This window comes from Bacillus sp. RC252, assembly GCF_044909215.1.
GTDB classification, from domain to species: domain Bacteria; phylum Bacillota; class Bacilli; order Bacillales; family Bacillaceae_G; genus Bacillus_A; species Bacillus_A mycoides.
On sequence record NZ_JBIYDV010000008.1, the window covers coordinates 144075 to 158006 of the forward strand.

General features: G+C 36.1%; 17 protein-coding genes and 2 other annotated features (1 of these 19 cut by a window edge). Of the genes, 10 read left to right on the top strand and 7 right to left on the bottom strand.

What is annotated here, in order from left to right; all coding sequences use genetic code 11:
• Window positions 1-117: a binding site (T-box leader), on the bottom strand (it extends 128 nt beyond the left edge of the window).
• A 42-nt stretch (window positions 118-159) separates the two neighbouring features.
• Window positions 160-398: a binding site (T-box leader), on the bottom strand.
• 307 nt (window positions 399-705) lie between these two features.
• Together putP and ABH960_RS13795 are read left to right on the top strand one after the other, a co-directional pair.
• A complete protein-coding gene (gene putP / locus ABH960_RS13790) occupies window positions 706-2184 on the top strand; it encodes a sodium/proline symporter PutP (protein ID WP_269480915.1) in 1479 nt (492 codons plus the stop codon).
• A gap of 163 nt (window positions 2185-2347) precedes the next feature.
• Window positions 2348-2746 carry an Ig-like domain-containing protein gene (locus ABH960_RS13795; RefSeq protein ID WP_002064293.1) on the top strand — a complete coding sequence of 133 codons (399 nt, stop codon included), beginning with the start codon at window positions 2348-2350 and terminating at the stop codon, window positions 2744-2746.
• Here ABH960_RS13795 and ABH960_RS13800 read toward each other — a convergent pair.
• Window positions 2725-3168, bottom strand: a complete 444-nt coding sequence (locus tag ABH960_RS13800; RefSeq protein ID WP_404445811.1) for a PH domain-containing protein — start codon at window positions 3166-3168, stop codon at window positions 2725-2727. The two genes, ABH960_RS13795 and ABH960_RS13800, sit on opposite strands and share 22 nt — an antisense overlap.
• Before the next feature lie 88 nt (window positions 3169-3256).
• On the opposite strand from ABH960_RS13800, the gene ABH960_RS13805 reads away from it, so the two are divergent.
• A complete protein-coding gene (locus tag ABH960_RS13805) occupies window positions 3257-3928 on the top strand; it encodes a DUF4386 domain-containing protein (protein ID WP_404445814.1) in 672 nt (223 codons plus the stop codon).
• Here ABH960_RS13805 and ABH960_RS13810 read toward each other — a convergent pair.
• The gene (locus ABH960_RS13810) at window positions 3918-4493 is read right to left on the bottom strand and encodes a Crp/Fnr family transcriptional regulator (RefSeq protein WP_404445817.1); all 576 of its coding nucleotides are present in this window, start codon (window positions 4491-4493) and stop codon (window positions 3918-3920) included. The two genes, ABH960_RS13805 and ABH960_RS13810, sit on opposite strands and share 11 nt — an antisense overlap.
• Before the next feature lie 181 nt (window positions 4494-4674).
• Window positions 4675-5586, bottom strand: a complete 912-nt coding sequence (locus tag ABH960_RS13815; protein ID WP_000806933.1) for a DMT family transporter — start codon at window positions 5584-5586, stop codon at window positions 4675-4677.
• Between the two features lie 199 nt (window positions 5587-5785).
• Between ABH960_RS13815 and ABH960_RS13820 the strand changes: the two genes are divergently transcribed.
• The 6 genes from ABH960_RS13820 (at window position 5786) to exsF (ending at window position 11001) form a co-directional block, all read left to right on the top strand.
• A complete protein-coding gene (locus ABH960_RS13820; RefSeq protein WP_002135007.1) occupies window positions 5786-6517 on the top strand; it encodes an alpha/beta hydrolase in 732 nt (243 codons plus the stop codon).
• Window positions 6518-6607: 90 nt separating this feature from the next.
• The gene (locus ABH960_RS13825) at window positions 6608-7126 is read left to right on the top strand and encodes a YjcG family protein (RefSeq protein ID WP_113733636.1); all 519 of its coding nucleotides are present in this window, start codon (window positions 6608-6610) and stop codon (window positions 7124-7126) included.
• A 1-nt stretch (window position 7127) separates the two neighbouring features.
• Window positions 7128-7550, top strand: coding sequence for a GNAT family N-acetyltransferase (locus ABH960_RS13830; protein WP_404445821.1), 423 nt, complete (start codon window positions 7128-7130; stop codon window positions 7548-7550).
• Window positions 7551-7649: 99 nt separating this feature from the next.
• Window positions 7650-9716 (top strand): ATP-dependent helicase, encoded by a 2067-nt coding sequence (locus tag ABH960_RS13835; protein WP_016094540.1) that lies wholly within the window; start codon window positions 7650-7652, stop codon window positions 9714-9716.
• A gap of 143 nt (window positions 9717-9859) precedes the next feature.
• Window positions 9860-10330, top strand: a complete 471-nt coding sequence (gene cotY / locus ABH960_RS13840; protein ID WP_404445824.1) for a spore coat protein CotY — start codon at window positions 9860-9862, stop codon at window positions 10328-10330.
• A 167-nt stretch (window positions 10331-10497) separates the two neighbouring features.
• Entirely contained in the window at window positions 10498-11001 is a 504-nt protein-coding gene (gene exsF / locus ABH960_RS13845) for an exosporium protein ExsF (RefSeq protein ID WP_002011391.1), read from the top strand.
• A 76-nt stretch (window positions 11002-11077) separates the two neighbouring features.
• On the opposite strand, the gene ABH960_RS13850 is transcribed toward exsF, so the two are convergent.
• Window positions 11078-11263 (bottom strand): hypothetical protein, encoded by a 186-nt coding sequence (locus tag ABH960_RS13850; RefSeq protein WP_002064286.1) that lies wholly within the window; start codon window positions 11261-11263, stop codon window positions 11078-11080.
• 164 nt (window positions 11264-11427) lie between these two features.
• Window positions 11428-11787, bottom strand: a complete 360-nt coding sequence (locus tag ABH960_RS13855) for a DUF1360 domain-containing protein (protein WP_000899658.1) — start codon at window positions 11785-11787, stop codon at window positions 11428-11430.
• A 124-nt stretch (window positions 11788-11911) separates the two neighbouring features.
• Between ABH960_RS13855 and exsY the strand changes: the two genes are divergently transcribed.
• Window positions 11912-12376, top strand: coding sequence for an exosporium assembly protein ExsY (gene exsY, locus ABH960_RS13860; protein ID WP_002125979.1), 465 nt, complete (start codon window positions 11912-11914; stop codon window positions 12374-12376).
• Window positions 12377-12424: 48 nt separating this feature from the next.
• On the opposite strand, the gene ABH960_RS13865 is transcribed toward exsY, so the two are convergent.
• Window positions 12425-12943 carry a CotO family spore coat protein gene (locus ABH960_RS13865; protein ID WP_002030408.1) on the bottom strand — a complete coding sequence of 173 codons (519 nt, stop codon included), beginning with the start codon at window positions 12941-12943 and terminating at the stop codon, window positions 12425-12427.
• A 147-nt stretch (window positions 12944-13090) separates the two neighbouring features.
• Window positions 13091-13861, bottom strand: coding sequence for an enoyl-ACP reductase FabI (gene fabI / locus ABH960_RS13870; protein ID WP_002011384.1), 771 nt, complete (start codon window positions 13859-13861; stop codon window positions 13091-13093).
• Window positions 13862-13932 lie beyond the last annotated feature (71 nt).

The following is a 13932-nucleotide window of genomic DNA, read 5'->3' on the forward strand; positions in this document are numbered from 1 at the left end:
GTTCAGCATACCTCTCGTAAGCCCATTCCGTATATGGCACCGCACCGGGCTCCCACCTGTCCCCGGCTCTCTGAAACGTCTCCAATATACGTACTCTTCTTACTTAAACGATTTAACATATTTAATTTTTTGTACACAAAAAGGGAGTACTCATCCTATAGAAAGGACGGGTACTCCCGTGGTGCCACCTTAATTCGTTACGAATGTAACGCACTTTGCCGTATCAAAAAATAATACGTGTCTCTTGTATCGATGAGATCATGTCGCCAAAGCCTACTTCTTTCGTTTCGGTTTGGAAGCTCCGAAGCCCATTCCACATCAATCCCATACTGATTCGCACCAACCATCAGCTCTCTGACATGTTCATCATGTGTACTCTTCTTCATCAACGCTTGCATTTTTTTAAGTTGCACTCATTATAGACCTAACTTTTTTCACAAGTCAATACTTTTTTTAAAAAAATATTTCTCCCTTCTTTCAATATTATATTGACAAAACAACGTGTTTTTATGTAAATATAATAAATACTCTATTAAAATTAAGGTTTTTTCGTCTGAAATTTATATATTTAAAAAGTAAAACGATGTCAAAAAACGCTTACATTTCTGAAAATTCGTATTTCTGTATGGATTTTTCAGAATAATCATGATAGATTATAAATATGCATAACGCATCAAAAGACATGACAAAAGGAAGGGGAACTACATGAGTACGCAGATGTTAACTTTAACTTCTATCTCTATTTACATGCTCGGGATGTTAGTAATCGGCTATTTCGCCTACAAACGAACGTCCAACTTAACAGATTATATGCTTGGCGGGCGTACACTAGGCCCCGCAGTAACAGCATTAAGTGCTGGAGCATCTGATATGAGTGGTTGGCTTTTAATGGGATTACCCGGTGCAATGTTTAGCGTTGGATTAAGTAGTAGTTGGATTGCGATCGGCCTAACACTAGGCGCATACGCAAACTGGCTTTATGTCGCTCCTCGCTTACGTACCTACTCTGAAATTGCAAACAACTCTATTACTATTCCAGAATTTTTGGAACACCGTTTCCACGACAAATCTCACATGCTACGCTTAGTATCCGGACTTGTTATTATGATTTTCTTTACTTTCTATGTAGCTTCAGGATTAGTTTCAGGCGCTGTATTATTTGAAAATTCATTTGGTATGAACTATCATGTTGGATTACTCATTGTAGCAGGCGTTGTTGTAGCTTACACATTATTTGGTGGTTTCTTAGCAGTAAGTTGGACGGACTTCGTGCAAGGAATCATTATGGTAGTTGCCCTTATTCTTGTTCCTATCGTAACAATTATGAATACAAACGGACTTGGACCTGCATTTGATACAATTCGATCTGTAGATCCAACACGTCTAGATATTTTTAAAGGTGCCTCTACTTTAGGAATGATTTCTTTATTCGCATGGGGCCTTGGTTATGTTGGACAACCTCATATCATCGTACGCTTTATGGCAATTTCGTCTGTAAAAGAAATTAAAAGCGCGCGAAGAATTGGTATGAGCTGGATGATTTTCTCTGTTGTCGGAGCTATGTTTACTGGTCTTATCGGTATTGCTTACTATTCACAACAAGGTTTGACATTATCTAACCCAGAGACAATTTTCCTTGAACTTGGAAAAATTTTATTCCATCCACTTATTACTGGATTTTTATTAGCCGCTATTTTAGCAGCTATTATGAGCACAATCTCTTCTCAGTTGCTCGTTACTTCAAGTGCAGTAACAGAAGACTTATATCGTACATTCTTTAAGCGTTCTGCTTCTGATAAAGAACTTGTATTTGTCGGTCGTATGGCTGTTCTTGGTATCGCTTTAATTGGATGTGCATTAGCGCTTAAACAAAATGATACGATTTTAGCTCTTGTTGGATATGCTTGGGCTGGATTTGGTTCTTCATTTGGACCTGCTATTTTATTAAGCTTATATTGGAAACGTATGACGAAATGGGGCGCGCTTGCTGGTATGATTTCAGGTGCAACCACAGTAATTATTTGGACACAGTTTAAGTTTCTAAAAGATTTCTTATATGAAATGATTCCTGGTTTCGCTATTAGTTTAATAGTGATCATAATTGTTAGTTTACTAACTAAACCTTCAAAAGAAGTTGAAGAGCAATTTGAGAATTTTGAAAAACAACATATTCATAATCTATAAAAAGAAAGCTCTGCTGTTACGATAACAGCAGAGCTTTCTTTTAACCGCATTTCGACAATATTCTTCTCGAATTTAACAATTTCTTTATGTTTCGTTAAATTTACTATAACATTCTTCCTTTATATTATTAGTATCGACACCTATACAGAAAGGGGACTCCACAATGTTAGCATCTTTACAGCAACAACATATAAGAAAATTTTCACCTATCACAAACACTTCTACTTCTCGTTTAAACATACAACCTAATCCATCCAAAATTTCAATTGCTCCTTCTGTTATATCTGTAATTGGTATTCATATACAGAAAAATAAGCTTAAAATAAAAACCGGACAAAGTGCCGATTTATCAGCTTCCGTTTTGCCAATGCAGGCAAAGAATCAAGAGCTTATTTGGACAAATATGAACTCCGACGTCATCACCATCTATCCGAAAGGTGAGACAGTAACGATTACTGGAAAAAGTGCAGGAAGAGCAGTCGTAATTGTCACAACTGCCGAAGGAAAATTCCGCGACTTATGTGTCGTTCACGTGCAACCTTATATGACAAATCCAAAGTGACATAAAGAGAGTAGATATGAATCCACTCTCTTTATGTCAATCCCAGGATTTTTTCTTTTTAACAACAAAATAAATTCTTCTTTATTTCTTGGAGAAATAAGTTCTGTTTCATATGATCCGTAAACAATTTCTAATCGATCGAATGATAGTGCATGAGCTGCGATTGGATTTTTTGTATTGGAAATTCGTTTTATGTCTCGTATAAATATACGTTTTTTAACGGGACCTGATGTAATTATAATTATTTCTTCCTTAACGATATATTTTGTTGAAAACCAACTCCAACTAAACAGTATAGCTAATGGAATTGTAAAAAATAAGAGAAAATATTCTCTCCCTGCAAATATTGGAGCGAAACAGGCGCCTAAAACAATGAAAAAAATTGGATATAACCATACATCTTTTTTTGATGGAAATTCCATTACGCTCTCTCCTCTCTTGATTTAAGTCAATGACTTCTCCTCCTTCCCTTATTAAAATAAAAGTAATATTGAAATAGGAGGACGACATATGAATGAACGAAAGTTTGCCTTATTTGCTGGTGCTTCTCTTCTTATTATGGCATTTGCTGCATTTTTTTCTTACGGTTTTGTTCACGGAAATCTCGTTGTACAAGGAGATGCGAGCACGACACTCCATAATATTCAAACTTCAAGTTCACTTTTCAAAGCTGAAATTTTCGGATGGATTATCATTTTCATTACGGATATTATCGCCTCGTGGGCTCTTTATTTCTTTCTAAAACCTATCCATACTAGCCTCTCATTACTAGCTGCCTGTCTTCGTCTTATTTATACAGCTATACTTGGGATTGCTATATTCAATTTAATATTTGTATTACTTCTTTCAAAAAACACAGTTGCTAATTCAGAAGCATATACAATGTTATTTCTAGAAGCTTTTGAATACATTTGGTCTGTAGGATTAATCATTTTCGGCTTACATCTTCTCACCTTAGGATACGTAACCTTTCAATCTAAAAACATACCGAAAACTATTAGTATATTACTGCTCATTGCTGCAATCGGCTATATCATCATTAACGTAATGAATACGATGTTTTCACAATATGATGCGATTATTTCCATTCTTAACGTTGTCTTTCAACTACCGATGATCGCAGGTGAACTAGGATTTAGTATATGGCTATTGCTTAGAGGTGGAAAAAACTCTACTGTTTGAGTCGTTTCTTAATTCTGCTTAATAATTCTGGCGTAATACCCAGATAACTTGCCAATTGATATTGAGGAACACGATCGATTAAATGAGGTCGTTTTTGTAATAATGATTTGTAGCGCTCTTCTGGTGTCGATGTAATAAATAATGTAAGTTCTTCTTGTACTTCACCAAAATTGTATTCAATCATTTGGCGCGTCATTTCTTCTAACTGTGAATATTTCTTATACATGTCCTTTGCACTATACAGATCGCCAACTACAACTAGACAATCTTCTAGGCACGTTAACGTATGTGGGGATAATTTATCTTGTTTATGATGGTTGAAATTCGCGATTGCTTGTTCTTCTGTATAAAAATTTGATGTAACTTCTTTTCCAGATTCATCTATACAATGTTGCCTCACGCATCCTTTTAATACAAAATAACATTTAGACGGAACATCTCCTTGTCTTAGGAGTACTGTTCCTTTTTTATACTCTTCAATTTGTAATTCTTCTACGATCATGCGCTGCTGCTCTTCACTTAATGTTGTAAGATTTGTCATGTATTTCATTAAAATCTCTTTCATTTTGTCTCTCCTTCCCCCTCTATATTTGTATGAGAAACGTATGATGTAACTCCACTATATATTATCTTTTTTCATGCTACATGGTGGGAATTCCCCCTATTAATCTGTTTTATTTTCTGCATGGAACAAAAAAAAGAGAAGTTACCAATAACTTCTCTTTTCGCAAATTAGAATAAACTCGTTATAATTCCTGTGTATAAGCCGGTTCGTTCACCACATTTTTTGCTGTTCGCTTTTGTTGCTGTAGTAAGAAAACAGATACACCAAACAATACGAGCATGCTACCGATAATTTGCATTGCATTTAATTTTTCTCCAAGTAAGAAGAACGCTAGTATAGATGCCCCAACTGGTTCTCCTAAAATACTCATTGAAATTGTTGTTGCATTTACGTAGTTTAATAGCCAGTTATTAATGACATGTGACACTGTCGGCACAATCGCAAGTAAAAGAAAAATAGTCCAATCCCACTTCGTATAACCTGTAAAAGGTACTTGTAGCACGATATTATAAATCCCCATAAAAATACCTGCGAATGCAAAAACTGTAAAGCTATAAATCCAGTGTGATACTTTCTTTACTGTCGTTTGCCCGATAAATAAATAACCGACAACCGCTATTACACTTAAAAAGGATAATATATCTCCATAAATTGCTTGTTTACTTAAACCTAAATCTCCCCAACCAATACACATTACACCTAATATAGCGATACCCATCGTCGCAATGGCTGAATAGGTTGTTCTTTCTTTAAATAAGAAGAAACCTCCAACTAAAGATACGATCGGTTGAAGTGCTAAAATAATCGTTGAACTAGCAACTGTTGTATGCTTTAAAGATTCAAACCATAAAAGAAAATGAAGCGCTAAAAAGAATCCAGATCCAATTAAAAATCCCCAATCTTTTATTTGAATCTTATGGAACTCTTCCCGCTTTTTCCAAACGATTGGCAGCATAATAAGTACGATAATCCATAATCGGTACATACTTAAAATAGAAGATGGTGCTGAGGACATCTTTACAAAAACTGCTGCGAATGAAATTGCTATAATAGAAATTGCTAATGGTAGTGCGATTGATTTTTCTTGTTTCAAACCCTGTCTCCCCTCTCACCTGTAAAAATCCCACTTCATTATATCCGTTTTCTTTCATAACTTAAATACTAATTTTTTAGATTCTTCGTACCATTATGGTAAAATATAAATTGAGGCACCTATTAGTGAATATTTCTTTCCTTTTCACTACAAGCGTCGCTGTTACAATCATAGTAAATTTTTATTTAGGGGGATATACATGAATCAAACAATAGGGAGAATTGAAGAAATTTCATTTTTTAGTACATCACTTCAAGAGGAACTTACACTTCTTGTTTATTTACCAGTAAATTACACACCTCTCCATAAGCATACGGTTGTTATTGCACAAGATGGTAGAGATTATTTTCAGCTTGGTAAAGCGCACCGTGTAATTGAGCGCCTTCGCGAAACTGAAGAAATTGACCGCACAATTATTGTCGGTATTCCATATAAAAATGTACACGATCGTAAGGAAAAATATTTCCCAAATGATGTAAAGAATGCTGCTTACATTCGCTTCCTTGCTCACGAGCTTGCTCCATATATTGATGAAAATTATCCAACGTATCAAATGGGTAAAGGACGCGTTTTAATTGGAGATTCTCTTGGCGGTACAGTTTCTTTCATGACTTCACTTATGTATCCGCATACATTCGGTAAAGTCGTTATGCAATCACCATTTGTTGATGAAACAGTAATGAACTTAGCAAAAGACTTCAAAGATCCACAGGCGTTAGAACTTTATCACATCATTGGAACAGAAGAAACAGCTGTAAAGCGCACAGACGGACAAGTATCTGATTTCGTAGAACCAAATCGCGAGTTAAATAAACTTCTTACAGATAGAAATTTCATCACGCATTATGAAGAGTTTGAAGGGAATCACACTTGGAAGTATTGGCAAGCTGATTTACCGAGAGCTTTTTCTCATATTCTATCAATGAAATAATAGAGAGCGGTATTCAGAATAATTTGATATAATAGATAAAGAGATTTATTCTCAAAATCTAACTAGACTTGCAAAGGGAGGAATTGGAACATGAAATTAGGAATTGTAATTTTCCCATCAAAAATGATTCAAGATAAAGCGAACGGATTGCGTAAACGTTATGATCCGCACTACGCATTAGTTCCGCCACATGTTACATTGAAAACACCCTTTGAGACGCAAGATGATCAACTAGAATCGATTGTAAACGAGTTACATACAATCGCAAGTAAAACGAACCCTTTCACCCTTCATGTTGGAAAAGTCGGTTCATTCGCACCTGTTAATAATGTCCTTTATTTTAAAGTAGAAAAAACACCTGAACTAACTTTCTTAAATGAAGAAATGCATAATGGTTTCTTTACACAAGAGCGTGAATACTCTTTCGTACCTCATTTAACAATCGGTCAAGATTTATCAGATGCAGAGCATGCTGATGTATTAGGTCGATTACGTATGAAAGATTTCTATTATGAACAACCAATCGATCGTTTCCACCTTCTATACCAATTAGAAAATGGAACGTGGACTGTACATGAAACATTCCACCTTGGAAAGGAGAACAACTAATTTGCACGCACAAATCGTACAAACGGACGAACAACTAAGAGATGCATTCTCTGTACGTAAGCAAGTATTTGTGAATGAGCAACGTGTTTCTGCAGAAGAAGAGTATGATGAGTTTGAAGAAATTTCAACACACGTTGTTATATATGATAATGATGTTCCAGTTGGTGCTGGTCGCTTCCGCATCGTTGATGGAGTTGGAAAGATGGAACGCATTTGCGTACTAGCTTCCCATCGCAAAAAAGGCATTGGCAAAATCATTATGGATGCACTTGAAGCGCATGCAAAAGAAGAGTCTCTACCGAAATTGAAACTCCATGCTCAAACACATGCTGAAGTTTTCTATAAGAAGCTAGGATACGTGACGGCTTCTGATGTGTTTATGGAAGCAAATATCCCGCACGTCGTAATGATAAAAGAATTATAATTTTGTAGCAGGAGGTAGCCCCTCCTGTTTTTTACATTGCTATTTTCTTTTTCTTCCGCTAAAGTTAAATGTTGATGCTATAGTTTTGAAGGTGAATATATGACACAAGAAAAATTTTCACAAAAATCGTTAACACACGCTGGTATTCCGCAAGCGACGTATCATATTCCGAAAACATCTACCCATTTAATTATGGAAGAAGATGCAGATGCGGCGTATTTCCGCGCTTTAGAACAGCAAGGTGTTTATTTAAATGAAAAACAGTTAGAAGCAGTGCAAACGACAGAAGGACCTGTCCTTACACTAGCTGGTGCTGGAAGTGGTAAAACATCTGTTTTAACAACTCGCGTTGGTTATTTAGTTAATGTAAAACATGTCCATCCGCGAAATATTTTGCTGCTGACGTTTACACAAAAAGCAGCTGAAGAAATTCGAAGCCGTGTAGCGAATTTACCTGGTATGAATCATGCCGCAAGTAGCTATGTCGTTGCTGGTACATTCCACTCTGTCTTTTTAAAATTGCTTCGTAGTCAAGGATATAATCAGCAAATTTTAGCAAATGAAAAACATAAACAAATTATGATAAAGAAAATTTTGAAAGAATTGCGCTTAAAAGACGATTATGATGCCGAAACGATACTCGCTATGATTTCACTTGAGAAAAACAAATTGAATCGTCCGAAAGATGTAAAAGCGAAAACACCGGTTGAACAAGAGTTCAAAGAAGTATACGAACGTTTCGAAGAGGTAAAACAACGACACAATTATATCGATTTTGACGACATCTTATTAGAAATGTATTATATGTTAGAAAATAACGCTCCCCTGCTTACTCAATTACAAGAGCGTTTTCATTACATTGAAGTAGATGAGTTTCAAGATACGTCGTATGCACAATATGAAATTGTAAAATTGTTAGCCACGCCGAGAAATAATTTATTTATCGCAGGTGATGACGATCAAGCGATTTACGGCTGGCGAGGGGCAAGTCACCAAATTATTTTATCTTTTCCAAAGGAATTTGATAATACTACGATTATCGCACTTAATACGAATTATCGATCTAATCCATTTATCGTAGGACTTGGAAATGAAGTTATTAAGCTCAATCAAGAACGTTTTGATAAAGAGCTATATTCTGTTCGTAACGATGGCATACAGCCGTTTTATGCACGACCTGCGACAACTCTTGATGAAGCAAATCAAATTTTGCAACTCATTCAGGAAAAAGTAGATAGTGGTGAACGAAATTATAAAGATTTTTGTTTATTATATCGTACACATTCTGTAAGCCGTTCTTTACTTGATCAGCTTACAATTCATAAGATTCCATTTATTAAACATGGAGCGAGCCAATCGTTCTACGAACATTCTTTAATTAGGCCCGTATTAGATCACTTACGACTCGTGCTTGAACCGTTCCGCCTCGAATCACTTTCAAATATATTACCAACAATGTATATTGGCCGTGATGAGTGCATTTCATTTATTGAACGTGAACAATGGAAATATGGTGAGGGCCGTTTCCCTTCTCTTCTTCATTTTCTATTACTAAACCCAAGCTTGAAACCTTTTCAAGTTAAAAAAGTAAATGAGCGAATCGATTTTATTAAGTTTATAAAAGAACTTGAACCGAAAAAAGCATTGAAAGAAATTATTCATGGTAAAGGAAAGTATTTAGAGTACTTACAAAGTAATGATCGTTCTTCCTTTACGATGCATAAGGACATACAAGAAGAAATGTTAGAAGAATTAATGGAATCAGCAACTCGCTTTACGGATATTCCAGCTTACTTACAATTTATTAACGAGGCCATTCAAGGTCAAAAAGAAATGGAAGCATTAAAAACAATGCCGCAAAAAGATGCTGTATCGCTTATGTCAATTCATAACGCGAAAGGCCTTGAGTTTCCATGCGTCTTTTTACTCGGAGCAAGCGATGGTATATTGCCGCATACTTCTTCTTTAAAAGATGCAAATGACCGTGTGACGGAGACTTCTGAAGCATTAGAAGAAGAACGACGATTACTCTATGTCGCCATTACACGCGCAAAAGAAGAACTTTACATTTCCTCCCCGCAATTTTTCAGAGGAAAGAAACTAGATATATCTCGTTTTCTATATACTACGCAAAAAGATTTACCTGAAAAGACATCCATTAAATAATGGGTGTCTTTTTCCATATCACGATATGTACATCCCCTCTATATAAATTCCCTGTTTCTATCCTGAGAATTAACGTAATATCAACCATATCCCGTTCATATTGTAATAGTGTATGTCAGAACTCACGATAAGGAGTGAACATAATGAGCTGCAATTGTAATGAAGATCATCAACACCATGATTGTGATTTCAACTGTGTATCTAATGTCGTTCGTTTTATACATGAACTACAAGAATGTGCAACCACAACATGTGGATCTGGTTGCGAAGTTCCATTTTTAGGAGCACATAACACTGCATCAGTAGCGAATACACGTCCTTTTATTTTATACACAAAAGCTGGAACACCTTTTGAAGCATTTACACCATCTGCAAGCCTTACTAGCTGCCAATCTCCAATTTTCCGTGTAGAGAGTATAGATGATGATGACTGTGCTGTATTGCGTGTATTAACTGTAGTTTTAGGTGATGGTACCTCTGTACCACCTGGTGACGATCCAATCTGTACATTTTTAGCTGTACCAAATGCAAGATTAGTATCAACCTCCTCTTGTATTACTGTTGATTTAAGTTGCTTCTGCGCTATTCAATGCTTACGCGATGTTTCTATATAAAACTGAATACTAATTTAAGCATGGATTGGGTGGCAGATGATTCTGCCACCCAATCCATGCTTAAAAGGTATTATTATGTATTTTTTATAAAATTGGGAACTTGTCTAGAACATAGAACCTGTCCTTTTCATTAACTAAAAGTAGAAACAGATAAAGGAGTGAAAAACATGTTCTCTTCTGATTGCGAATTTAATAACATTGATTGTGAGGCGAAACCAGCTAGTACACTACCTGCCTTCGGTTTTGCTTTCAACGCTTCTGCACCTCAGTTCGCTTCACTATTCACACCACTACTATTACCTAGCGTAAGTCCAAACCCAAATATTACTGTTCCTGTAATAAATAATACAGTAAGTGTCGGAGACGGTATTCGAATTCAAGTAGCTGGTATTTATCAAATCAGTTATACATTAACGATCAGTCTTGATAACGTTCCTACTGCACCAGAAGCTGGTCGTTTCTTCTTATCATTAGGTACACCAGCTAACATTATTCCTGGATCAGGTACAGCGGTTCGCTCTAACGTTATTGGTACTGGTGAAGTAGACGTATCCAGTGGTGTTATTCTTATTAACTTAAACCCTGGTGACTTAATTCAAATTGTACCAGTTGAACTGCTTGGAACTGTAGACATCCGTGCTGCAGCATTAACAGTTGCACAAATTAGCTAGTAAAAAGCGGTATTTCTTAATTGAAATACCGCTTTTTATTTTTACAATAAAAAACACTCACAGTAACATGAGTGTTTCATTCTTCATATTGTTTTATTTTATTTTTCTTTTTCCCACAGTTGCATCCCTTTTTTTTCACAAACCCTTGTTGCTGTAACTGTTCTTGATATGCCTGTTGGTGTGCTTGTTGCTGTTGCTGTATGTTATACCACTGCTGTAGATCATATGAATTTTGCCTTGGATTATTGCTCACAGCAAACATCTCCTCTACTGTCAATTCTGTCTATTTACTATATGAACAACTCTTTATTTCCGTTCCCGCATCCTCTTAAACTCCGCTTTTTCTAACATCATGAAGATTTATCCCGATTGGTGCGGGCTGATAATTAGCGGGGGATGCCCCACACTGATTAAATTTTCACTTTATTATTCTCCCATAAAATATCCTGTAATTGTTTCAATGATCGCTGCTGCACCTGCAATGGCTAATAATGCTAGTACAGGCTCTGCAACAATAGGAATCCATTTATATAAAACTAATAAAAAAGCACTAACCCACACACCTGTACACCAATAGCAGCTTAATAATTCTCCAATCCACTTTCTTAATCCTTTCCCTTTCACCTTTGTAAAAGTCGATACACTTCCATCAGGCTCTGTAATCTCTAACTCATCAATAAACGGTCTTCGCAAAAAAGCTGTAATTTTATCATAAACAATAAGACGAGTTAACCTAAATGCAGCTAGCGCAAAAATAAAAAATAAAAGCCAGCTTGTAAATAACATAATTCCACCTTCCCTATCCTCTTTAGCCTATTTAAAAAAAAAGGTCTTAAGATTGTGACCAAATCTCCCCCACTCCAATATCTTATTAATGTAAATACAAACAAGAAGATAAGGAGTGACATTAATGAGTTGTAACGAAAATAAACACCATAGCTCTTCTCACTGCGTAGTTGACGTCGTAAAATTCATCAATGAACTACAAGATTGCTCTAGTTCAACATGTGGTTCTGGTTGTGAAATTCCATTTTTAGGAGCACACAATACAGCAGCAGTAGCAAATACACGCCCTTTTATTTTATACACAAAAGCTGGAACGCCATTTGAAGCATTTGCACCATCTTCAAGCCTTACTAGCTGCCAATCTCCAATTTTCCGTGTAGAAAGCGTAGATGACGATAGCTGTGCTGTCCTACGTGTGTTAACTGTAGTATTAGGTGATGGGTCTCCTGTACCACCTGGCGACGATCCAATTTGTACGTTTTTAGCTATACCAAATGCAAGATTAATCTCGACATCTACTTGCATTACTGTTGATTTAAGCTGCTTCTGTGCTATTCAGTGCTTACGCGACGTTTCTATAGTTAAGTAAACTAAAAAACTATTGGGGTGGTAGAAGTTTTCTACCACCTTTACATATTTAAAAGCCGGCCATATCAATCGATTTGATGTCTTCTATAGATAATCGAATATCTCTCATACTATTTGGTGGCATAATGGATACAATGCCATTACGGTAAGATATAATCGATCCTATATATGAGACGGTCGTCGTTCTTATTCTACATCTTATTTTTGGAATGTAATGAGGACGATTTAATAAAAAATGAATTTTTTCTTCATTATTCATATCCTTAAAGGATTTATTGTAAGGGACCGTTCTCACTTGCTCTTCCTCTACTTTTTCTTCCACCTCCACTTGAGGCTCCTCTCGTGGTTCTTGTTTCTCTTGTTCTACCACTTCTTCCACAGCACTACTTACAATACTTTCATTTCTATTACTTTGCTCTTTTTGATCCTCATCTTCGAAATTCGTTAAAATAATTCTTTTTATTTTCGGTGCAGCGAGTTCTAAATTTACTTGTGCAATATATAACAACGGTTTTCCAACTGTTGAACTTTTATTTTTATTCTTCACACTCGTCCCTCCCACTTCCATACGTAGCTGGATAAATCGTGTACTATTATAGTTATATTCATAACGTGGCTAGAACTTTCGTTAAAAATCGTTCTTTCTGGGAACAATTAAAAAGGACAGTCTCAACGTTTAGAGACTGTCCTTTTTAAACTTTAATTCCTATTATATTTATCCTAAAATATGATATCCTGAATCAACATGAATGTTTTCACCTGTTACTCCGCGTGCTAAATCACTGAATAAGAATACTGCTGTATCTCCAACTTCTTCTGGAGTCGTCGCACGACGAAGTGGTGCGCGCTCCTCAATTTCTTTTAAGATTGAGTTAAAGTCGCCTACACCTTTCGCAGATAACGTACGAATTGGTCCTGCAGAAATAGCGTTAACGCGAATGCCATGTTGTCCTAAATCGTTCGCTAAATATTTCACGCTAGCTTCTAATGAAGCTTTCGCAACACCCATAACGTTATAGTTTTTCACAACGCGCTCGCCGCCAAGGTATGTTAAAGTTAAAATATTTCCGCCTTCTGTCATCACTTTCTTCGCTTCTCTTGCTACAGCTGTTAAAGAGAATGCACTAATATTTTGTGCAAGTAAAAATCCATCGCGAGAAGTATCTACAAATTCGCCTTTTAAATCATCACGATTTGCAAAAGCAATACAGTGAGCAACACCGTGAATTGTACCAACTTCTTGCTTAATAGTTTCAAAGCAAGCTGTAAGTTCCTCATCATTCGTTACATCACAAGGTAATACAAGTGATTCTTGGCCTTCTAATGTTTCCGCTAGTTCACGAACGTTTCTTTCTAAACGCTCTCCTGCATATGTGAATATTAATTTTGCACCTGCATTATGCAAAGAGCGAGCAATTCCCCATGCAATACTTCTTTGGTTCGCAACGCCCATAACAACAAATGTTTTCCCTTGTAATAGTTCCATGATATATCCTCCCAGAAATACTTATACTTGTTATTAGTACCTGATACTATAATTATAGTACCATAAAACCT